Here is a 22,079-nt window from a genome sequence, read left to right as displayed (position 1 = left end):
GCGTAGCAACGGCCCATAGAGTGACGGACAGGGCGCCCGTTATAAAAAGCCCGCTCCAACAGGAGCGGGCTCAGACCGTTGACAAACCTATCACCCTTTATCGAACGGTGATAATGGAATGGAAGAGTAAAGCGTCCGCGCCAGGGATGGCGCGGTTCGAGCTTACAGGGACGTACTTGCAGCGTCTTTACGATCCATCCATTATCGCCGCTCACCAGACTTTGTCAGCAAACTCAGCCCGCTCCAACAGGAGCGGGCTATACCGATGGGCGATCAAACCGGTATCAGAACTTATAGCTCAGTCCAGCGGTCACGGAACGTCCCGGCGCCGGCTGGCGTCCCCACGGACTGGTATCAATACCGCGGTACCAGTACTCTTTGTCGAACAGATTATTCACCGCAACATAGCCGCTCAGCAGATTACGGCCGGACTTGTACAGATCGCGGCTGACCTGCGCATTCCATACCCAGTAAGACGGCTGCTGCCCCGCGGATTCAGTGCTGTTGTCACGCACGGTGTTCGCCGCATCGGAAAAGGACTTGCTGAAATAGTAGCTTGACAGGGTAAAGGTGGTGCCGCGCCATGCGTAGCTGCCGTCCAGCGTAAGCTGGTGACGAGAGGCATAAGGGACGCGCTTGCCCTGATTCTGTCCGTTCAGCTGTTCCGCATCAAGATAGGCATAACCGGCGTGCAGCTTCAGGCCGTCCAGCGCGGCCGGACTCCAGAATCCTTCCAGTTCGACACCCTGATGGCGGGTTTTCCCCATATTCAGGAAACGGTCCGAGGTGTTTTCATAGGAAATCTGATCTTTATAGTCGATACGGTACAGGCCGGCGCTCAGGCTGACGTTATCCGCCGGGCTGTAACGTACGCCGCTCTCATAGTTCCAGGCCAGTTCCGAGCTGACATCGCCGCCTTTCACGATCTGCGTCACCTGCGCCGGGCGCAGGCTCTTCTGAGTGTTGGCATAGAGGAACCATTCCGGCGCCAACTGATAGCCGACCGTCAGCCCCGGCAGCCACTGGGCATCCTGCGCGGAAGTATTTACGCCGGTGATCTTATCGGCGTATTTTTCGGTCACACGCTCAAAACGCACGCCGGGAGTAATGGTCAGACGATCGTCCAGCAGTTTGACCGCGTTGCTGATATAACCGGCCCAGGCCCGGTCGTCGAAATCCCAATCGCGGGTGGTGGCCGTGGCGCCGCTGGCCAACGTACGCTGTTTCACCTGATAGTCGATCTCTTCTTTAATAAAGCGCGCCCCGATAATCCACTGCTGGTTCACGCTATCGCCGTCAATATCCAGGCTCAGGCGAGGCTCCGTTCCCCAGACGTTGAAGCTGCGCGGCGAGTTCTGCACGATCCTCGCAGGCAACGCGGGGTTCCAGGTCTGACCCGCCACCCCGCTCATCCCGACGTGGAAATCACGGTCGGATTGATGACCGAAAAACATCCAGTTAAACTCCGCCGAATCGACAAAGCCAAGCGATCCCAATTGCTGGTTATAGACTGCGCTATAGCGCTTGGTGTGACCGTCGTAATCATCCCACGGACGCGTGCTCTGACGACGATCGGCGCGGTAATCCGCGCCGGACAGCGCCCCGGCCAGCTCGGCATGGGCATCGTAATACTGGTAAGAAAGATCAAGGCTGGTCTCGTCGTTGATGTTCCACAACCCGCGGATACGGTAGTTTTGCACCTTACTGGCGCTGTGTTCGCGGAACGAATTGCCTTTCACCTGGTTGGCTTCCAACTGAAGGCCGAAGCTATCATTAATCATGCCGCCGGTACGCAGATAGGTATCCCACAGATTGCGGCCGCGGCCGAAGAACGTGGCGCGTTCGGCGATTTCATTTTCCCAGGCAACCGGGATCGGTTTACTGATCAGGTTGATTACGCCGCCGACGTTGTTCGGCCCGTACTGCACCGCCGCTCCGCCGCGCACCACATCAATACGGTCGATGGTGGCGAAACTGGTGGGGAACAACGACATGCCTTCCTGACCATAGGGCGCCAGCGCCAGCGGAATGCCGTCTTGCAGGATCTGGGAGCGCCCGCTGCGGCTGTCGTACAAACCGCGAACCGCAATCTGCGGCAGAATTCCCGTGCCGGTTTCATCCTGAATTTTCACCCCGGGCACGCGCTGCAACGCATCATCCAACGTCCGGTTCGCACCCTGATGAAGCTGTTCATGTGTGATGACGGTACGGTTGCCCGCCCAGGTTTTCACCTCTTCCGCTCTGGAATCACCTAAAATATTGCCATTAACGGTGATAGTTCCCTCATCTGACCATGCTGTATTGCTGAAAAGAATCAACGCCACGGCGCTGGCGATACGGCTGTGCTGCATGAATAACATCCTTCTTGTTGTTAATGATTCGCATAATCATATTGATAATCTTTACCAAAATAAAACGATATCTTTACACTTCTGGACGATTCTTCATTTTTTGCACACAATTCAGCCAGCAGAGGAGTTATCTAAAGCGGGAAATACGTTGTTGAGAGAATAAGGCGGCGGTTCACAGGATATTCATAGCGGGCACAGAATGCCCGCCGACGTCAGAGAGGATTATTTATCCATCATCTCCTTTAACAGCGGTTCGCTTTTCTTCACCGCTTCATTGGATGCTTTTACTCTAGCTTCTTTGCCGACCTGATCGGGAATAAAGCCGGCGAGGATCTCCTCATGATTATATCCCTTCAGCCATTCACGCGGGAAAGGCGCCAATTGCTCCCCGGCTCCTTCATGGCGATAGACCTGGCCTTGCCCTAACCGCTGGTTATAAGGAATGACATTTTTGCCCTGGTGATCGCGCAGTTCCTGATAAAGTTGCTTACGCAACGCGATCTTGGCATTGATGATTTTTTCATCCTTCGCATCGATCAGGTTGTGTTTTTCCTGCGGGTCATTGCGCATGTCATACAGTTCTTCCTTATCCCACACGCCATAGTACTGAATGTATTTATATTCCGGCGTACGAATGGCAAACGTGGTGGGCGTTTGCGGAAAGCTGTATTCCCAGAAGTATTCATAGACGAAGTGGTCTTGCCGTTTCGGCGCCGTTTGCCCCTCGACGCCAAGTTTCCAGAAGCTCTGACCATCATAGTTTTTCGGCGTCGGAACCCCCGCAGCCTCCAGAATAGTCGGGGCGATATCAATGTTTCTGACAATATCCTCCACGACCTTGTCTTTGGCAAAACCCGGACCGGATGCAATCAGCGGCACGCGAATCGACTCTTCGTAAGCATTGCGCTTATCGATTAAGCCATGCTCGCCGAACATAAAGCCATTGTCCCCCATCACCATAATAATGGTGTTTTGATCCAGACCTTGCCGTTTCAGCCAGTCGCGCACGCGCCCTACGCTGTCATCCACCGAACGCAGCGTTTCGTAGTAATCGCGCTGGTACTGCTGAAGATCCATGTTGGTGTTGTAAGGGTAATCAACGCCGTGCCAACTATTACGCTGGTTTTTCACCCACATCGGTTTACCGGCATAGTTTTCCGGGGTATCGGCATAGGTATCGGGCAGCGGGAATGTGACCCCTTTCATACTGCCGCGGTGGCGTTTAGCCGGCAGGAAATCCGAGTGCACGCCTTTATGCGACAGATACATCATGAACGGTTTGTTCTTATCAAGCTGATTCAGCCAGTTCACCGCATAGTCGGTCAGTTCATCGGTAATATAGCCTTTTTGCGGCACCATTTTTCCGTCGATATTAAGCATTACCGGCTTACCATAGTTGTCGATAGGGTAATAACTGCCCTGCCCCAGCAGCCCGACCCAGCGATCAAAACCGGCAAATCCTTTATTCGCGGTTTTATCCGCGCCGCCAAAATGCCACTTACCGAAGAAACCGGTTTGATACCCCTTGTCGCGCAGCAACTCCGGAAAATAGTTCAGATGCGAAAGATCCGACGGATTATTGTCCGACACGCCGTGATTATGGACATACATTCCCGTCAGGATACTGGCGCGGCTGGGCGAACACAGCGAGGTGGTAACAAACGCGTTTTTAAAATACGTGCCTTCTTTGGCGATGCTGTCCATATTTGGCGTATCAATGGCCGGATTCAGAAATCCGAACGCATCATAGCGCTGATCGTCAAGCAGGATGTAGATCACGTTGGGTTGTTGCGACACGACAGATGAGGAAGCTGGCGCGGCGGCATGCACGCTCGCCGCCTGCATGCAAGCCAGCGTAATTGCCGCCAGAAGTTTATTTTTTTTCATTACAGTTCCTTTCTCTATACACTAAATAATCCGAGTTGCAGAAAGTTGAGCGAGGAAAGCCAACGCACCTGCAACTTGAAGTATGACAGGTATATACCGTCTTCCCGCACCGTACGGATCAGACAGCATTAAAAAATCTACGTTTTAATGAAAATACCCAGACAGTCATTCAATTTCAGTTAATAGAATGTTTGTTTGATATTCCTCCTTATCTTTTTCATCGATTCTTTACGCACCATTTGCGTTAATAATGACTGCATGCGCGGCAGCACATGCAACAGATGCGTTTTAAATCCGTCACAAAAATAATTTTTATTCGGCCGGCCATCGCTGGAAATTTCAAAGCGATGTTTTGGGCAGCCGCCATGACATACCGGCCTTACCGCGCAATTCAGGCAATCTTTACTGATGTTTTTCAGTTTATGCTGACCAAAAGCGATATTGCGCGGTGAATTAACCAACGAGACCAAATCATCCTGATTAATATTTCCCAGCTTATGTTCGGGATATACAAAATGGTCGCAGGAATAGACATCGCCGTTCGACTCGACAATAAGATTTCCGCCGCAGGTTTCATTAATGACACAGGCGCTGAGCTGACCGGTCATTTTGGTCAACGTATGCTCAAAATTCATGACAAATACATTGCCCAAATCGTGTTGCACCCAGTAATCAAAAATAGTATTCAGGAAACGCCCGTAGGCTTTGGCGGGAACAGACCATTCCGTTACGCTGCACTGGCCGGAAAAATCAGGCTGGATCAGCATCAGTCCGTTTGCGTCCGGCTGCGCCGCACGGCGCTCCACCAGCGGAATAAACTGCATATAACGGCTGCCGATGCGCTTGAGAAAATGGTAAACGTCCAGCGGACGTTTAACGTTTTCCGCATTCACCACCGTCAACGTATTGAATTCGACCCGGTGACGCTTCAACGCCTCCAGCCCTTGCATCACGGCATCAAAGGTGCTTTTTCCGCTTCGGGTAAGGCGATGCGCGTCGTTGCTGATCCGGTCGCCATCGATCGACAGACCGACCAGAAACTGGTTTTCCTTTAGAAAGCGCGCCCAGTCATCGTCGATATTGATGCCGTTGGTTTGAAAGAAATTATTGATCCGTTTGCCGCCGCGGTATTGATTCTGTAACCGTAGCGCCTCACGAAAGAAATCAATGCCCAGCAGCGTCGGTTCGCCGCCCTGCCACAGAAAGTCCACCACGTCGGCCTGCTGCCCGCTGATATTTTTACGGATATAATTTTCCAGCGTTTCGCCATCCATCTTCCAACGGCTTTTCCGCTCTGGATAAAGGTGCTCCTTCTCCAGATAAAAACAGTAAGAGCAATCGATATTGCATACCGAACCCGACGGCTTGGCCATCAATTGAAAATTGGCAATGGATTGGCTCATGGATACCTCTGTCTCTGCTTACGGGGGGGACAACCACTTATTGAGTTCCGTGCGGTTGGGATTGCCAACGTCCTTGTCGGCCGATAGTCATCAAACACAGCGGTTTCTTTTCTCCCGACGCGCGATCGTCAATCCGGCGCCTCCATTCACTGCGCTGCGGGCAACACCGTCACAATCGCCCGCCGATAGGACGTTAATGCCGGAGAGCCGTTGTCTTTCCCTTCCAGAATAATATGGAACGGCGTCGCTGTCTTGACGGCGGGCGCGGTGAAACGGGTTTGTTCCCCCTGTTGATGAGACAGCTCAAGTCCCGGCCCAAAATGAATGCCCATCGCCGTTGCGGTCGGTTCTTTGTATTGCCACCAGCGATACGTGACCTGATTGCCGTCGACATCGCCGGAACCCTGCGCCGAGAGCGTGACCACCTCGCCGGATTTCACCTGCCAGGACAAAATCTGTGTCCCCGGCGCGCCATTGAGCACCAGATTGGGGTTATGGTTGGCTTTTTTCACCTCCCCGGTCAGAGTCCAGTCCATTCGGGCGGCAAAGTCATTCTGGAAAGCATCGCGCCACCGCCAGATCGTCGCTGGCGCCGTGCGGTATTTTTTCCCGTCGACGCCCATGACTTCATCCGATGTGCTGACGCGCAAGCCTCCCGCATCATCCGGTGCGACAGCGGCATAGCGCCCGCCCCAGCCGCCATATTCCGGATGTTCAGGATCGCCAAGCCCGGTGCGCAGCAAATACAGGAAGGATGGCGAATCGCCTTCCATCGAGTATTCCACCGCCGGATATACCGCGCCCAGCGGGCCTTTACGCCGGATGTTCTCCGCCAGCCAGTCGTTATTCACTTTGCTCATATCGCCGCCGATCGCCCGCGACGAAGATATCCCGATCCAGGTTGACAGGAAATACTCATTCCAGGCATGAATGCTGGTGATATAGCGCAGCTGCGGGAAATTACCGCGGATCCACACGCCGGTGTTATCCTGATCGGAAATGGCATAAACACGGATCTTCTTGATGAAAGCGGCAACCTCTTCCGGCGTCCGGCGCGCTTTTACATCATGCAGCGCCTGGGCCAGATCGACGCCGCCGCCCCACAGGGTAATCCATAAGGGACGATCGTCCTGTTTATCCACCGCCTGAATGATAAGCTCTGACGCCGGCGTCGATTTGCCATCGCCGACATACGCCATGCCGTATCCCGCCTGCCCGCTGCGAACCACCTGGCGTAGCGCCTGAGCGGAAGGGTATCCCTGCGCATGTTTCTGTAGATTTGGCAACACGCGCTCATAGGCATCAATACGTTCGTGGATCATCGGCGTGTTGACTTTGTCGCGCAGCCAGGTCGAGGTGGTCGCCACGATGCCTTCTACGTCAAATTCATTGCTGTACAACAAAAATCGAACCAGAGACTGGGAATCGTCCGGCTCATTGCCAATATCACTCAGAATCAGTATGCGGGTTTTTTCCGCGTTCACCGCCGCCGCAGCCCCCTCGGTTACCGCGGAGGCCGCCGCCACGGAAAATGCCGGACAACATGCCGCCAGACATACGCTCAATGAAATTGATTTAATCTTTTTTGCTGAAAAAAACATATTTTTTCCCTTATCAGAAAACCACTTCCGCCTGGACGCCGAAGCTGATTTGATACTCTTTGCCATCGTTAAAACTCTGGTTATCTATTTCATTTTCCAGCGCTCTGAGATAGCTGGTGTAGAAACGGATTTCAGGTCGCGATTTCAACAGGCTGGTGTCTACTTTGAACGTGTGCGCCAGCGTCACTTTATAACCCGATTCATCATAGCCAATATTATTGGCGCTATTTTCCTGAATAAAGTAACCCAGCTCCAGCGCCGTTTGGTTGGTTCTATCCCAAATATAGGCAGGGCGAATCACCGCACGAAGGGTTTCAAAATCGGTGTGCGCGCCGGTATACGTGGAGTAAAGGTCATTACCGCGACCATACACCAGTGAATGGGCCATAATAATATCATCACGCAGGTATATTTCCCCCTGGTTAACCAATCGCCAGCCAATACCGTCGCTGTGAATGCCATAATAAGAACTGTTATAGTCAAAATCCGGATTGGCGCTCGAAATATTCATAAATTGACTGGCCATCGAGTTATTGGCGACTTGCGCCGTCAATTCATTAAATCCCCCCAATACAGGGTGACGTAAAATAGCCTGACCCAGCCATGATGATTTTACTTTATAGTCATCACCGGAAGTTTGCGCGACTTTTTGCTCATCAGTCTGATTAGCAAAAGCATATTTCGCGCCGACTTCCAATGACAATTTTTCGCTCAGCGGAATATCTTTATATCTGACTTCAGCAATATTGACATTAACCTGAGTCGTATCGCTACAGCTTGAGGTTGTACATACGGCACTGTAATTATCGATATCATTACGCGTCAGCGCCATACTTAAAGAACCGACGGGGAGTTGCCAATCTTCAATACCCAGCCCTGCGCCGGAAAGTGTCCGATTACTTTTCCAGTCCAACATATGGATTTCATATTGGGGCAAGGTATGCTTACCGATCCAGAATTTCGCTTCCGGCGCGAAGGGCAGGAATCCGGTCGTTTCAACATACAGTTTACTGAGTTTCCCCATGCCGCCGCCGGCCATCCCTTTTTCAAACGATTCATTACTCTGAGATAAACCTAAATCCCCTTCAAACTGCACATTCGCCCAAATAGATTTATTGCCTTCCTGCCACGCGCGTTTTTTGAACGACAGGTTATACCAACCATCATATTCATTGCCGAAGCGGCCAAGCGATCCCACCGCCCAGGATTTGGGGCCGCCATTGGTCGTGGATGCCCAACCGGTACGGAAATAACCCGAGTATTTAAACCCGGTATCATCCTGAACATATTTACTGATTTTTTTCAGCGTTGATTCTGATAATTCCGGTTCGCTTTCATTCACCGCCGCCGTAGTCGATACGCTGCCGGCAACAGCCGTGGTTTGTTGCGGCTTCACCGCTGTTGATTGTCTGACTTTTTCTTTTTCCTCATAGGCTTGCAGCTTATCCTGGGTAATCCGCAATTGCTCCTCCAGCAACGCCATCCGCTGTTCAAGGGTTAAAGGTTGCGCCATCACATTCGGTGCGAATCCGTAACAGGACAACAACATTAAAACCAGCGCCTTGTGTTTAAATGGCAGATGTTTTTTCTTCATCATTTTATTCCTCATTAATATCGACAACCATCACCCGGTCATGCTCCGTCGTGATGTATCCCTGATGCGGCAAAAAACGGCAATTAGGTACTTTTCCAGGATTAAAAAAAACTCCAGGATTAAAAAAAAACCCGCCCAGCCGGATGAATCATCATTTCACCCAACAAGACAGGTTTCGCCTGAATTAAATCAGTTACGTCCTATTTAATGTCACTATAATTTATATTCTTTTATTCATTCAACTTTTACAATTTCGAAACGTGAGCGAAGTCACCTGAAAAAATTTCATCAATATCCTATTTTGAATTATTGTTCAGTCGATTGATATGAATAGTCAAAAACATGATTTCATCCGTTGTCAACTGATATTGATAGTGTCGCTCAACATAATTGTAAACTCGCATCGCACAGGCATAGGCCGTCTGCATTATTTCTTTTATGCCTTCATAAATACTGTCATCGGCATGGCTTACCGCATTCCGATTGAATAATCGTAATGCAAAAAACTTCAAATGCGTAATAAAACGTTGGTAATCGATGGAATTTTCATCGTATTTAATACGCAGGTCATATTTTACAATGGTTAATATATCCTTAATAAGCGTAGCGCTTTGCACGGTGCTTTGCATATCGGTGTTGTTTTTCGCATTAACCAGATGCAGCGCGATAAATCCCGCTTCATCGTCGGGTAAACGGACTTGCAGTTTTTCCTCTATAATATCCAACGCGCGCAAACCGACGGAAAACTCTTTCGGATAGAAGAGCTTAATTTCCCACAGCAATTGATTATGAATTTTCATGTCGCTTTTAAAGCGTTTGACCGAAAAATTAATATGGTCGCTCAAGGCCAGAAACAGCGTATCCTGTAATTCAATATCCAATGCACTACGCGCCAGCGCAATGATCTGTTCGGTAATATTCAGATAGACGGGAGGAATTTCCGCCAGAATTTCCGCAAAAAAAGCGTTCAGCCCGCCGCTGGTTTTGAGAAAACGGCTCTCGATCATCTTTTCATCCACACAATCGCCATTTTTCTTGCCAAAACCAATGCCGCGCCCCAGTGCTACGCATTCTTCTCCTTTGTCTGTCACCGCCAGCACCGCATTATTGCTTAATATTCTGTTTATTTTCATTATGACGCCTGTATGGTTGTTCCGGCGGGGCAACAGTCCCGGTATCGCGACCGTTGCCCTGCTCGTATTCTGCTGTCATCCTTGTGTCTTGATTCACCCACTGCGGACACAGTCTACGCCATTATAGGTAGGTAATAACCTGACGATGCTTGTCCGCACCCTTTTTCAGTCTGCATCATAATCATGCGAGCGCAATAATGGTATCGCCCGCCTGCTGGTATCGTTCGGTGCTGAGACTGAATACGCGATAATCATCGGCATTAGTGACCACGATCGGCGTTACCGTGTCATAACCCGCTTTCTCGATCTCGGCCAAATCAAATTCCAGCAACAGTTGGCCTTTCTTTACATCATCCCCTTCCGCGACCTGCATGCGGTAATGCTTACCATCCAGTTGCACCGTATTGATCCCGACATGGATCAGTATTTCAGCGCCGGCGGATGAGCGAATGCCAATCGCGTGGCCGCTGGCGAACGTACTGGCGATTGTCCCGTCTACCGGCGAATAGATGCGGCCTTCCTGTGGCCGGATGGCAATTCCCGCGCCGACGATACCGGAAGAAAACACCTTGTCATTAACCTCGGCCAGCGGAACCAACTCGCCTTTTACCGGGGAACCAATCTGTTGGCTGGCGGCGGTCGTCGCGTTCAGATCGGCGGTCGCGGCCCGGTCGGATGTCGGCGAAGGAGACGACGGCGCCGGTGTTTGCACCGCAGGTGCATTAGGTTCCTCGAACCCGACAATCATGGTTAAAATCAGGCTGGCAAGGAAAGCGATCACGCAACCGATGATAAAGCCCAGGAAACCCTCGCCGTAGAAAATCGGCAGCGTCAGTAATCCGGGCATCCCCATGGAGATGGCCGAACTTTTCGCATAACCCGCCACCGCGCCGCCCATTGCGGCGGCAATCACCGCGCAGACGAACGGCTTTTTCAGCTTCAGCGTGACGCCGTATACGCCGGGTTCGGTGATGCCGAACAGCGAGGCAATAAAGGAACTGCCTGCCAGCGCTTTGAGTTTTTTATCTTTGGTACGCAGCATCACGCCCAGCAGCGCTCCGGATTGGGCAAACACGGACGGACTGGACGCGGCCTTGAGGTAGCTGTGCCCCATAACGGAAATATCATTGATAAAGACGGTGACAAACCCCCAATGCACCCCAAAAATCACCAGAATCTGCCACGAGGCGGCAATCAGCGCACCGGCGATAATCGGGTTGAAGTTATAAATGCTCACAAACAGCGAAGCGATTAACTCACTGGCCGAAATGCCGATCGGCCCGATGGTCATCAGCGTCAACGGCACCATCAGCACCAGCAGGAAAAACGGCGTCAGGATATTGCGCACGCTTTCATGGATGTGGCGATTCAGGAAGCGTTCGATATGCGACATCAGCCATACCGTGAAGATAATCGGAATGACCGACGAGGTATATTTCATCATCACCACCGGCAAACCGAAGAAGGTGACAGGTTCCCCGGCCTCAAACAATCCCAGAATGGTGGGATAGACCAGCGCCCCGGCAATCGATACGGCGACGAAGATATTGGTTTCAAATTTACGTGCGGAGGTGATGGCCAGCAGCATCGGCAGAAAGTAGAACAAGCTGTCGGACGCCGCGTGCAGAATAACGTAGGTGCTTTCCTTGTTGTTCAACCACCCCGCCGCTATTGCGATAGCCAGCACGCCTTTCAACACCCCGGCGGCGGCCATCGCTCCCAGCAAGGGGGTAAAGATCCCCGCCACCAAATCAATCAGCCGCCCCATGATCGAGACGCTATTTTCAGCGCCCGCCGCCGGGGTATCGCCGCCCGAACGTTTATTCCCGCCGTCTTCCAGCAATCCTGAAATCGGACCGAAAGCGCGGTACACCTCCGGCACCCGGTTGCCGATAACCACCTGCAACTGTCCCGACCCATTGATCACCGTAATAACGCCATCCAACGCTTCCAACGCGGGCAAATCCACCTTGGCGTTATCCACGATCTTAAAGCGCAAGCGTGTTGCACAATGAACCAGAGTCGAGACATTTTCCTCTCCTCCGACCAACCTCAGAATACTTTCTGCCAGCACTTTGCTATTCATAATGACACGTCCCGTTTCGTAAATGGCTGCAACTGTCTTGTACAATTTGTCTTGCTTACGCCCGCTGGCCAGCTGGAAAAAAGCAAAAAAAAACCTGGATAAAAAAGTGTGTCAACACACTGTTTTATCCAGGTCTCGCCCAGAAGATCAACGCTTCTGGTGACGTCCAATGGGTTACTTGTAGCAAGTCCGTGCCGAGAAAGCCACTGCTATGTTTTATTTTGTGAAAAGTATCACTAAATTTTTACCAGGGCATCAACAAAAGCCCGCGTCCCAACGTATCGCGTACCGCCCCTGGTAAGCTTGCCATATTACGCCGAGAGCAATCCGCGCAATATGGCTTGCGCATGTCCATGACTTCCCTGAAAACGGCTTGTCTCTTCGTCACAACTCAGGAAGAAACGCCGAGCAACGGTTTGTTTTTCCCTTTGGCGTAAAAGGGGCTGAGTCGGGGGAGGCCTTTAGGATGAGCCGCAGGGATGCGGCTCAAGCCAGTGCCGCGTCAGGAACGCGTCACTGGCGGTCCGTCAAAAGGACTCCCCCGGCGAAGGCATCGCGTAGCGACCCCGTTCCGCCCAAAAGCCAGAGGTCAAGGAGCTGCGGCGATTGAGCGCTCCTTGTCGGGCGCGTGCTACGACGTGGCATGAAAATACCTTTCTTTTCGCGCACGAAATAGCTCTGAACCCACATATTTACCATTATCGGTAAATATGTGAATAAGAGACAAGAAACGACAGGGATTAACCCGCAATATTACTCGGCCAAACTGCGGCCGTTGCTGTTAATCACATCCTGATACCAGAAAAAGCTCTTTTTGCGGCGACGCTCCAGCGTGCCCTGCCCCTCATCGTCACGATCGACATAAATAAATCCGTAGCGTTTCGACATTTGCGCCGTGCCGGCGCTGACCAGATCGATCGGCCCCCAACTGGTATATCCCATCAATTCAACGCCGTCCTCAATCGCTTCCCTTACCTGTATCAGGTGCTGCTTAAGATACTGAATGCGATACTCATCATCGATGCTGCCGTCGGCCTCGGGAACATCCCGTGCGCCCAGGCCGTTTTCAACGATAAACAGCGGTTTCTGATAACGGTCATGCAGTTCATTGAGCAGATAACGCAGCCCTTCGGGATCGATCTGCCAGCCCCACTCCGAACTTGCAAGATGCGGGTTGGGGATCATCCGCATAATGTTTGCCTGAGATACCTGATATTTTTCCGGCTCCGCCGTGGCGCAACCGCTCATATAGTAGCTGAACGAGACGAAATCGACGGTTTCTTTCAGGTCGACTTTATCCTGCTCGGTCACCTGCAAACTGATGTCATTTTCCCGGAAATAGCGCCGTATCCAGTTCGGATAAGCGCCACGCGCCTGAACATCGCCAAAAAACATCCATTCGCGATTGACGCTCTGCGCTTTCAAGACATCCGCCGGCTTACAGGTGATCGGATAGCGCACGCCGCCTAATAGCATATTGCCGATTTTCGCATCAGGAATAATCTCATGGCAGGCCTTTACCGCACGGGCGCTGGCGACCAGCTGGTGATGAATGGCCTGATAAATATCCTGTTTGCTGCGATCGCTCGTCAACCCGACGCCGGTGAACGGGGCATGCAGCGCCATATTGATTTCATTAAAGGTCAGCCAGTATTTCACCTTGTGACGATAGCGGGTAAACACCGTGCGCGCATAGCGTTCAAACAGCGGGATGGTCTCACGGCCGCCCCAACCGTCGTATTGCTTGACCAGTCCATAAGGCATTTCATAGTGGGACAGCGTAATCAGCGGCTGAATACCATAACGAGCCATTTCGTCGAACAGACGATCGTAGAACGCCAGTCCCTCTTCATTCGGTTCGGCCTCATCGCCATTCGGATAAATACGCGTCCAGGCAATCGAGGTGCGCAGCACCTTGAACCCCATTTCGGCAAATAACCGAATATCTTCAGGATAGCGGTGGTAAAAATCGATGGCGACGTCCTTGATGTTGGTGATGCCGTCGCCGCGTTCCACCACCTTGCCATGCACGCCTTTCGGTTGAACATCGGAGGTGGAAATGCCTTTCCCACCTTCATTCCACGCGCCTTCGACCTGATTGGCCGCCATCGAACCGCCCCACAAAAATCCTTCCGGAAATGCCTTTTGCATCGCAAACCTCTCCTCATTGACAGCTGAAAAGCAAAAAAAAACCTGATTCAATTCATGATGTTAAAAACATGAATTGAATCAGGTTTCGCTCAGGTTGCCCCGATAACGTCCTCTACCCACAGTTATAGCGGCTAACGCGGCCTAACTCAAGCGCCCAGCGATGATCTCTTGATCGGTGTCTGAAATTTAATAGAGGAATTCACTCTCGGCCCGGCTCGCCGGGCCGAGAATGTTCAGACGCGATGGGTTAACATCGCGCTACGGATCATACCAGGTCGAAGCGATCGAGGTTCATGACTTTGTTCCACACCGCGACGAAATCCTGCACAAATTTCGCCTGCGCGTCCGCGCTGCCGTAAACTTCGGCCAACGCACGCAGCTGCGAGTGCGAACCGAAAATCAGATCGACGCGGGTGGCCGTCCAATTGAGTTCGTCGGTCACGCGGTCGCGTCCTTCAAACACGCCTTCATTGTCCGCCGCCGCTCTCCACGTCGTGCCCATATCCAGCAGGTTCACAAAGAAATCATTGGTCAGCTCCTGCGGACGCCGGGTAAATACGCCATGCTGGGTTTGGCCGGCATTGATGTTCAGTACCCGCAACCCGCCGAGCAGCACCGTCATTTCCGGCGCGCTCAAGGTGAGCAACTGCGCCTTATCCACCAGCAACGCTTCAGCAACAACGCTGTAGCGCCCCTTAAGGTAGTTGCGGAACCCATCGGCAATCGGCTCCAGCACGTCAAAGGCCTCAATATCGGTTTGTTCCTGCGAGGCATCCATACGTCCCGGGGTGAACGGCACGGTCACCGGGTGACCGGCGTTTTTCGCCGCCTGTTCAACGCCGGCGCAACCGGCTAGCACGATCAGGTCGGCCAGCGACACTTTCTTGTCGCCGAACTGGCTGCTGTTAAATGTCTGCTGAATACCTTCCAGCGTGCTTAACACGTGCGCCAGTTGCTCGGGCTGATTGACCGCCCAATCTTTCTGCGGCGCCAGACGAATACGAGCGCCGTTGGCGCCGCCGCGCTTGTCGGAGCCGCGGAACGTCGATGCCGACGCCCAGGCTGCCGATACCAATTGCGAAATAGACAGACCTGAAGCCAGAATTTTGTCTTTCAGATCGGCGATATCCTGTTCATTAACCAGTTCATGATCGACTGCCGGGATCGGATCCTGCCAAATCAACTCTTCCGCAGGGACTTCCGGGCCGAGATAACGGACACGCGGCCCCATATCACGGTGCGTCAGCTTGAACCAGGCGCGGGCGAAAGCGTCGGCGAACTCATCCGGATTCTCATAGAAGCGGCGGGAGATTTTCTCGTAGATCGGATCGACGCGCAAAGAGAGATCGGTGGTCAGCATGGTCGGCACATGGCGCTTTGACGGATCGTGCGCATCCGGCATTTCGCCTGCTCCGGCGCCATCTTTCGGCTGCCACTGATGGGCGCCGGCCGGGCTTTTGGTCAGTTCCCACTCGAAGCCGAACAGGTTTTCGAAGAAATAGTTGCTCCATTTGGTCGGCGTTTGCGACCAGGTAACTTCCAGACCGCTGGTGATGGCATCGCCGCCTTTGCCGGTGCCAAAGCGGCTCTTCCAGCCCAGCCCCTGTTCTTCAATGCCGGCGGCTTCCGGTTCCGCCTCGACCAACGCTGCATCGCCCGCGCCGTGAGTTTTACCGAAAGTGTGACCGCCCGCGATCAGCGCGACGGTTTCTTCATCATTCATCGCCATGCGGCTGAACGTTTCACGAATATCTTTCGCGGCGGCCAGCGGATCAGGATTGCCGTCCGGGCCTTCCGGGTTGACGTAAATCAGCCCCATCTGCACGGCGGCCAGCGGGTTTTCCAGATCCCGTTCGCCGGAATAGCGTTTGTCGCCGCCCAGCCAGATGGTTTCGGAACCCCAGTAAACATCTTCTTCAGGTTCCCACACGTCGGCGCGCCCGCCGGCAAAACCGAACGTTTTGAATCCCATCGATTCCAGAGCGACGTTGCCGGTGAGGATCATCAGGTCGGCCCAGGAAATGTTGCGGCCATATTTCTGTTTAATCGGCCACAGCAAGCGACGCGCCTTATCGAGGTTGGCGTTATCCGGCCAACTGTTAAGCGGGGCGAAACGCTGCTGACCCGCACCGGCGCCGCCGCGGCCATCACCCGTACGATAGGTGCCCGCGCTGTGCCAGGCCATACGGATGAACAACGGACCGTAATGGCCGAAGTCTGCCGGCCACCAGTCTTGCGAATCGGTCATCAGGGCGTGGAGATCTTTTTTGACCGCCGCCAAATCCAGGCTGTTGAACGCGGCGGCATAGTCGAAATCTTTATCCATCGGGTCGGATAGGGAGGAGTGCTGGTGCAGGATTTTCAGATTCAGTTGGTTCGGCCACCAATCTTTGTTTGAGGTGCCGCCGCCGCTGTTCGGCACTTTACTACCGCCACCCGAAAACGGGCATTTGCTTTCAGTTGTCATGAGTTTTCCTACCTCTATTTGTGTGTCCTATCGACTCGGCCAGTCTGGTGTACGAATGTTGAGTCGTTGACATGAAATTGCTCGTAATATTCGCCTTGGGTGCTGCGCTAACGGTTAACGTAAAACATGGAATTTCATTGGATCGTTATCGAAAGAACGTCCGTTGACGGCGCGTTCTTTCGGCTGAAATTCACGGGTAATCTTACTCAGTTCAGGGTTATAGATAAAATAGAATCACATGACCATTGCGATAGCTGCTAACTATCAATTAGCTAAAAACAAAAGCTGAATATTGCAGATAGGAAAGGACGGCAGTAGCAGGCCAACAAGATAACGGTGTATGCTGCGACACGCACTTACCGGGGTGATTGACGCACCATGCCCCTGCGAGAAGGCAGCTTCACCACCGCGATGAAGGTTCCGCCAATCACCAGTACGGCGCCGGCCAGTTTATAGGCATTCAGGCTATCGCCCATCAGCACTACGCCCATGCCGATGGCAAACACCGGGCTTAACAACGAGAACGGGATAATCTGGTTCACCGGATAACGTTTTAACAGCCAGTACCATAACGAATACGCCACCAGCGACGCGCCGATGGCGCTGTAAAACACCGCGAACCAGCCTCGCCATGACGCATCCGCCAACGCCCCGATCTGATCGGTCTCAAACACCAGCGACGCCAAACCGACAAGCGGGATGGCAAAAAACGACATCCACCCGGCCATGGTCACCGGATGGATATTGACCGAGGATTTAACAATAATATTGCTCACCGCCCACCCCATGGCGCTGATAAGCAGTAAGATGACGGCGCTCCACGACGCGGCCGTCGGACTGCCTGAAATCACCACCGCGCCGCTCAGCGAAACCGCGATCCCCAGACACTGCACCAGACGCAGCTTTTCATTAAGAAATAGCGCCGCGATGATCATGGCGAACGGCGTGCCTAACTGGACGAGCACTGCCGCGGTGCCGGCATCGGTAAAACGCATACCGACAAACAGCAGCGCGAAATGCAACAGCCCGAAGGTCAATGCCAGCCACAGCATCGTTTTCAACTGTTCGCGGTTTATCCGCGTGAAGGGAACAATCAGTAGGGCGACGACGACAAACCGCAGCAACGTTAAAAATAGCGGCGGCAACTCCGCGATACCCATTTTGATGGCGATAACATTGAATGCCCACATGAAGACAACCAGTAAAACAATGAACACATGCCCTAACGCCACAATGTTAACCTTTTATATAAAGAAACAGGCAGCCTCTCACCCATCCGAGTGAGAGGCTATGCGAACCCCCCCGGCGATATGAACCTGCGGGCAAATCCGACTCAGGGATACAACCCGCGTTCTTTACGCGCCATCAATATCCTTTCGCAGGCGACCGCATAAGCGGCGGTACGCAGCGTCACCTGTAGCTTATCCGCTTTTTGCCATACGGCATCCAGGGCATTTTTCATGATGTGATCCAGCCGGTTATTAATCTCGTCCTCGCTCCAGAAAAAGCTGGAAAAATCCTGCACCCATTCGAAATAGCTGACCGTTACCCCGCCGGCATTACAAACCACATCAGGCACCACCACGATATTGCGCTGACGCAAAATATCATCGGCTTCAGGGAAAGTCGGGCCATTGGCGCCCTCAAGCACCAGCCGGCATGACAAGTTGGCCGCTCTTTGCGGCGTGATTTGCCCTTCCAGCGCCGCCGGGATCAGAATATCAAATTCCTGCAACCAGAAATCATCACTGCGGATAACGTCGGCCTGGGGATAACCGGCGATGGCGCCGTGCGATTGCTGCCAGGCCATTAATGCGGGAATGTTAATGCCGTCCGCGTGATAGAGCGTTGCGCTGTGATCCTGTACCGCCACGACCTTCGCCCCCTGCCTGGCGAATAACATCGCCGCGATGCTGCCCACATTGCCGAACCCCTGCACCGCCACGCGGGCGCCATCAAGGGATAAGCCAATGTTGTCAGCCGCCGCGCAGCCGGTGACAAACACCCCGCGTCCGGTGGCGCTGACGCGACCGAGAGAACCGCCCAGATGAATGGGTTTACCGGTCACGACGCCGGTTGTGGTGGCGCCGACATTCATCGAGTAGGTATCCATCATCCATGCCATGATCTGCCCGTTGGTGCCGACATCCGGCGCCGGGATATCCTGCTGCGGGCCTATCACGCCGCCAATCTCGCTGGTATAACGGCGGGTCAGGCGCTCAAGCTCTTTAACCGACAATGCTTTCGGATCGACGCGGATCCCGCCTTTGGCTCCGCCGAACGGCAGGTTCAGTACCGCGCTCTTGATCGTCATCCAGGCCGAAAGCGCCATAACCTCATCCAGCGAGACGTCAGGATGAAAGCGGACGCCGCCTTTGCCCGGTCCGCGTGATAAATTGTGCTGTACCCGGTAACCCTCAAAATGTCGAATGCTGCCGTCATCCATTTCCAGAGGAATATCCACAATCAGCGTCCGTTTGGGATGGCGCAACGTATCGATCCATTCGCCTAACTCACCGAGGTACGGCGACACGCGTTCAATTTGTGATAAATAGGTGGCCCACGCAGAGGACTTATCTGCCGAAACATAAGACAGTGTGCTCATGATTAACTATACCTGCTGATTTAGTTGAAAAACATCATCATTTACCTGAAGAACGGACGTAAGAATCCCTCGCCGCGCGGCGATAGTCAGTTCAATAAGCCAGGGTGTCGTTTTTTACCGTATCCGGCTGGTCGCGGCCGTCACCGGTTTAACCTCCGCCCAACCTTTAAGGCCGCCGATAAGCACCGACATTAACTGCGTGCCGACTTCCCTTTCACTCAGGCCGACGGTATCCATCAGGTCAAAGATCTCCCGCGGATCAAACAGGATGTTCCACAGGAAGACGGCTTTATCGCCGATGTCCGGCAGCGCCATTTCGGCCATCGCCTCGCGCAGCGGCGGCCTGACGGCATCGGCCTGCACCAGAAGATAATCGGCGCCTTCCCACAGGCGCTCCAGATAGCCGCGCCGGTTACGCATCGGCACCATCGCCGCCCCGCGCTCACGCACCAGCTTGATCCAGTAACGGCAAACCTTTTCCAGCCGCTCCAGGCCGGTGCAGGTTTGCCGCTCGCTGAACGCCAACAACAGTGCCCCCACATCGCGCCGATAGGTATTCAACACCTCTTCAACCGATGAAAACTGGCGATATGCGGTCGCCACCGATACTTGCGCCTCCACAGCAATCTCGGACAGGCTGATCGGCCCCTCCGCCACCTCAAACAACCGGGCGGCCGCCTGAATCAGACTTTTGCGATTTCGTTCGGTATCACTGCGCATAATCCCACTCCATACGATGCAAATTAATGAATTACACTGTTGTTGCTTTTGTTTGTTAACTCAGCATCGCCAGGCCGCGCTTCAGTCTGGCGACGCCTTCGGCGATGGCCTCTTTACTGGCCGCATAGGATAGACGCAAATGACTTTCCCCCGCCGCGCCGAATTCGCTGCCCGGACGAACGGCAAGGCCTTGTTCACGCAGCAGCCCCACCATATCAATGGCCGGGATCGGCAATGAATAAGACGGGAAGCAGTAAAACGCCCCTTCCGGCTGATTGAGCGCCAAGCCGGGAATAGCCGATAAGCCGTCCATCATCAGCGCGCGACGCTCGCGGTAGACCGCATACATCCGTTTCACGTCATCTCCACAGGATTTTAACGCCACCAGCGCCGCCCGTTGCACCGCCGTGTTGACGGAGCCATTCAGGGTATTGTGCACGCGCGCCGCCGCCGTAATCATATCAGCCGGCCCCGCCAGATACCCTACCCGCCAGCCCGTCATGGCATAACTTTTCGAGAAAGTCTGACAGTACAGGGTGCGGCCTTTGAAAGCGGGAACCTGCAATACCGACGTAAAGGCCTGGTCGGTAAAGACTAAATCACTGTAGGCCTCATCGGCAATCACCAGCGTACCGGTCTTGCGGACAATACGGCCCAGCGTTTCGATCTCACGCTGGCTATGGACAATCCCGGTCGGGTTTCCCGGGTTACAGAAGATGAACAAGCGCGCGCCTTCCATCATGCTTTCCAGCAGTTCAAGATCCCAGTGTAAATCTGCGCGGCAGGGCATCGGCAGACAAACGCCGCCCGCCATATTCACCAGATCGGCGTACAGCGAATAGGTCGGATCGGGGATAACCACCCGGTCGCCGGGATTGACGATAGACAAAATCGCCGCCGCCAACCCGCCGGTGCCGCCGTGAGTGACCAGGATCTCGCCGTTGCCTACCGGATCGCCGGACAGTGAGGAAACCTGTTCGGCCAACGCCTGGCAAAGCAGTTTGTCGCCCAACAGCGGGGCATAGTGGGTGTAACCCTGCTGTAAGGCCTCCGCCGCGGCGGCGATGATGCGCGGCGGCGTATCAAAATCAGGCTCGCCCATCGCCAGCGACACCATATCGCTGCTCGACGGAGGTTGTTGCACGCGTAATGAGGTGCTCTCTACGCGTAATACGGCGTTAGACGCCTTGAAGCGCGGGACGGATGTTGAAGAACTCATTTCTCACCTTATCTTAATGATATTCATGGTTAATCATTGGGCTGCGGAGCTTAGCGATAGTTTTCCCTTTCGGCGCGACATTCCGGCGGCGCGCCTTTCCAGCGGCTCACCTCAAGATCGCCGGAGATGTCGCGCTGATAGGCCGGCGCAACGATCAGTTCTTCAATCACGGTGCGCGGCGGCAATGCCGCACACAGTAAAATAGCTTCAGCCACATCCTCCGGCTGTACCATGGTCTCACGCACGCTCTTGACCGGCGGGTTGGCGCGGTTGTCCATGATCGGCGTATTCACCTCGCCCGGTAAAATGCAGGTGGCGCGGATCCCCTGATTGCGAAACGTGTTGTGCAGATAGGTCATGAAATTACGCACGCCGGCTTTCGCAGCGCCATAGGCCGCGCCGCCCAGTAAATTCGGCCGTAGCGCGGCGAGGGAGGACACGGTAATAATGCTGCCGCCGCCGCGTTGCAGCATGTCGGGCAGCACCGCCTGAGTCAGCAGGAACACGGCCTTCAGGTTCACATCCTGCACCTGTTGCCACTCATCCTCTTCAATCCAGCGGGCGTTCAATACCTTGCTGGCGCTGCCGGCATTGTTGACCAGAATATCCACCGCCCCCAGTTGTTCAATCGTCCAATTCACCAGACTCACCACCTGGGATTTTTGTTCGATATGCGCGGCATGCACCCAGGCCTCTCCCCCTTGCTCGCGGATACCCGCGGCCACCTGATCCAGCACCGTCTGCCGACGCCCGACCAGCACTACTTTAGCCCCTTTCGCCGCCAGCAGTTCGGCGGTGCTGCGGCCGATCCCGCTCCCCGCGCCGGTAACGATGGCGACTTTGCCAAGTAAAGCATTCATAG

14 protein-coding genes are annotated in these 22,079 nt (G+C 53.7%); all 14 read right to left on the bottom strand.

Annotation, left to right across the window (positions count from 1 at the left end; translation table 11 throughout):
- Positions 1-284: 284 nt before the first annotated feature.
- Positions 285-2,351, bottom strand: a complete 2,067-nt coding sequence (locus tag JG725_RS19115; RefSeq protein WP_172288694.1) for a TonB-dependent siderophore receptor — start codon at positions 2,349-2,351, stop codon at positions 285-287.
- Positions 2,352-2,573: 222 nt separating this feature from the next.
- Positions 2,574-4,238 (bottom strand): sulfatase, encoded by a 1,665-nt coding sequence (locus JG725_RS19110; protein ID WP_199379453.1) that lies wholly within the window; start codon positions 4,236-4,238, stop codon positions 2,574-2,576.
- Positions 4,239-4,417: 179 nt separating this feature from the next.
- The gene (locus JG725_RS19105; RefSeq protein WP_172288698.1) at positions 4,418-5,641 is read right to left on the bottom strand and encodes an anaerobic sulfatase maturase; all 1,224 of its coding nucleotides are present in this window, start codon (positions 5,639-5,641) and stop codon (positions 4,418-4,420) included.
- Between the two features lie 146 nt (positions 5,642-5,787).
- Positions 5,788-7,242 (bottom strand): DUF1593 domain-containing protein, encoded by a 1,455-nt coding sequence (locus JG725_RS19100; RefSeq protein WP_199379451.1) that lies wholly within the window; start codon positions 7,240-7,242, stop codon positions 5,788-5,790.
- A 13-nt stretch (positions 7,243-7,255) separates the two neighbouring features.
- Complete coding sequence (locus tag JG725_RS19095) at positions 7,256-8,839, bottom strand: carbohydrate porin (RefSeq protein WP_233356502.1); 1,584 nt, start codon at positions 8,837-8,839, stop codon at positions 7,256-7,258.
- A gap of 293 nt (positions 8,840-9,132) precedes the next feature.
- Positions 9,133-9,969, bottom strand: a complete 837-nt coding sequence (licT, locus tag JG725_RS19090; RefSeq protein ID WP_199379449.1) for a BglG family transcription antiterminator LicT — start codon at positions 9,967-9,969, stop codon at positions 9,133-9,135.
- A gap of 181 nt (positions 9,970-10,150) precedes the next feature.
- Complete coding sequence (locus JG725_RS19085; RefSeq protein ID WP_199379447.1) at positions 10,151-12,055, bottom strand: beta-glucoside-specific PTS transporter subunit IIABC; 1,905 nt, start codon at positions 12,053-12,055, stop codon at positions 10,151-10,153.
- A 753-nt stretch (positions 12,056-12,808) separates the two neighbouring features.
- Entirely contained in the window at positions 12,809-14,206 is a 1,398-nt protein-coding gene (locus JG725_RS19080; protein ID WP_199379446.1) for a glycoside hydrolase family 1 protein, read from the bottom strand.
- 265 nt (positions 14,207-14,471) lie between these two features.
- On the bottom strand, positions 14,472-16,673 hold the full coding sequence (katG, locus tag JG725_RS19075; protein WP_199379445.1) for a catalase/peroxidase HPI: 2,202 nt from the start codon (positions 16,671-16,673) through the stop codon (positions 14,472-14,474).
- Positions 16,674-17,029: 356 nt separating this feature from the next.
- Positions 17,030-17,905, bottom strand: a complete 876-nt coding sequence (locus JG725_RS19070; RefSeq protein ID WP_199379444.1) for an EamA family transporter — start codon at positions 17,903-17,905, stop codon at positions 17,030-17,032.
- A gap of 101 nt (positions 17,906-18,006) precedes the next feature.
- Positions 18,007-19,278 carry a Glu/Leu/Phe/Val dehydrogenase gene (locus JG725_RS19065; protein WP_172288712.1) on the bottom strand — a complete coding sequence of 424 codons (1,272 nt, stop codon included), beginning with the start codon at positions 19,276-19,278 and terminating at the stop codon, positions 18,007-18,009.
- A 114-nt stretch (positions 19,279-19,392) separates the two neighbouring features.
- Positions 19,393-19,998, bottom strand: coding sequence for a TetR/AcrR family transcriptional regulator (locus JG725_RS19060; protein WP_172288714.1), 606 nt, complete (start codon positions 19,996-19,998; stop codon positions 19,393-19,395).
- Between the two features lie 55 nt (positions 19,999-20,053).
- Positions 20,054-21,217, bottom strand: a complete 1,164-nt coding sequence (locus tag JG725_RS19055) for a pyridoxal phosphate-dependent aminotransferase (protein ID WP_172288716.1) — start codon at positions 21,215-21,217, stop codon at positions 20,054-20,056.
- Between the two features lie 50 nt (positions 21,218-21,267).
- Positions 21,268-22,077 (bottom strand): SDR family oxidoreductase, encoded by an 810-nt coding sequence (locus JG725_RS19050; protein ID WP_172288718.1) that lies wholly within the window; start codon positions 22,075-22,077, stop codon positions 21,268-21,270.
- Positions 22,078-22,079 lie beyond the last annotated feature (2 nt).

The sequence above is a fragment of the Brenneria sp. L3-3C-1 genome, assembly GCF_016456245.1.
Lineage (GTDB): Bacteria > Pseudomonadota > Gammaproteobacteria > Enterobacterales > Enterobacteriaceae > Brenneria.
The sequence above is the reverse complement of the archived record's forward strand: the minus strand, read 5'-3'. Positions and strand labels throughout refer to the sequence as shown.

What these genes read in the sequence shown, in the direction of transcription:
- JG725_RS19115 (WP_172288694.1), bottom strand. Translation starts at nt 2,351, where the DNA reads ATGCAGCACAGCCGTATCGCCAGCGCCGTGGCGTTGATTCTTTTCAGC.
- JG725_RS19110 (WP_199379453.1), bottom strand. Translation starts at nt 4,238, where the DNA reads ATGAAAAAAAATAAACTTCTGGCGGCAATTACGCTGGCTTGCATGCAG.
- JG725_RS19105 (WP_172288698.1), bottom strand. Translation starts at nt 5,641, where the DNA reads ATGAGCCAATCCATTGCCAATTTTCAATTGATGGCCAAGCCGTCGGGT.
- JG725_RS19100 (WP_199379451.1), bottom strand. Translation starts at nt 7,242, where the DNA reads ATGTTTTTTTCAGCAAAAAAGATTAAATCAATTTCATTGAGCGTATGT.
- JG725_RS19095 (WP_233356502.1), bottom strand. Translation starts at nt 8,839, where the DNA reads ATGATGAAGAAAAAACATCTGCCATTTAAACACAAGGCGCTGGTTTTA.
- licT (WP_199379449.1), bottom strand. Translation starts at nt 9,969, where the DNA reads ATGAAAATAAACAGAATATTAAGCAATAATGCGGTGCTGGCGGTGACA.
- JG725_RS19085 (WP_199379447.1), bottom strand. Translation starts at nt 12,055, where the DNA reads ATGAATAGCAAAGTGCTGGCAGAAAGTATTCTGAGGTTGGTCGGAGGA.
- JG725_RS19080 (WP_199379446.1), bottom strand. Translation starts at nt 14,206, where the DNA reads ATGCAAAAGGCATTTCCGGAAGGATTTTTGTGGGGCGGTTCGATGGCG.
- katG (WP_199379445.1), bottom strand. Translation starts at nt 16,673, where the DNA reads ATGACAACTGAAAGCAAATGCCCGTTTTCGGGTGGCGGTAGTAAAGTG.
- JG725_RS19065 (WP_172288712.1), bottom strand. Translation starts at nt 19,278, where the DNA reads ATGAGCACACTGTCTTATGTTTCGGCAGATAAGTCCTCTGCGTGGGCC.
- JG725_RS19060 (WP_172288714.1), bottom strand. Translation starts at nt 19,998, where the DNA reads ATGCGCAGTGATACCGAACGAAATCGCAAAAGTCTGATTCAGGCGGCC.
- JG725_RS19055 (WP_172288716.1), bottom strand. Translation starts at nt 21,217, where the DNA reads ATGAGTTCTTCAACATCCGTCCCGCGCTTCAAGGCGTCTAACGCCGTA.
- JG725_RS19050 (WP_172288718.1), bottom strand. Translation starts at nt 22,077, where the DNA reads ATGAATGCTTTACTTGGCAAAGTCGCCATCGTTACCGGCGCGGGGAGC.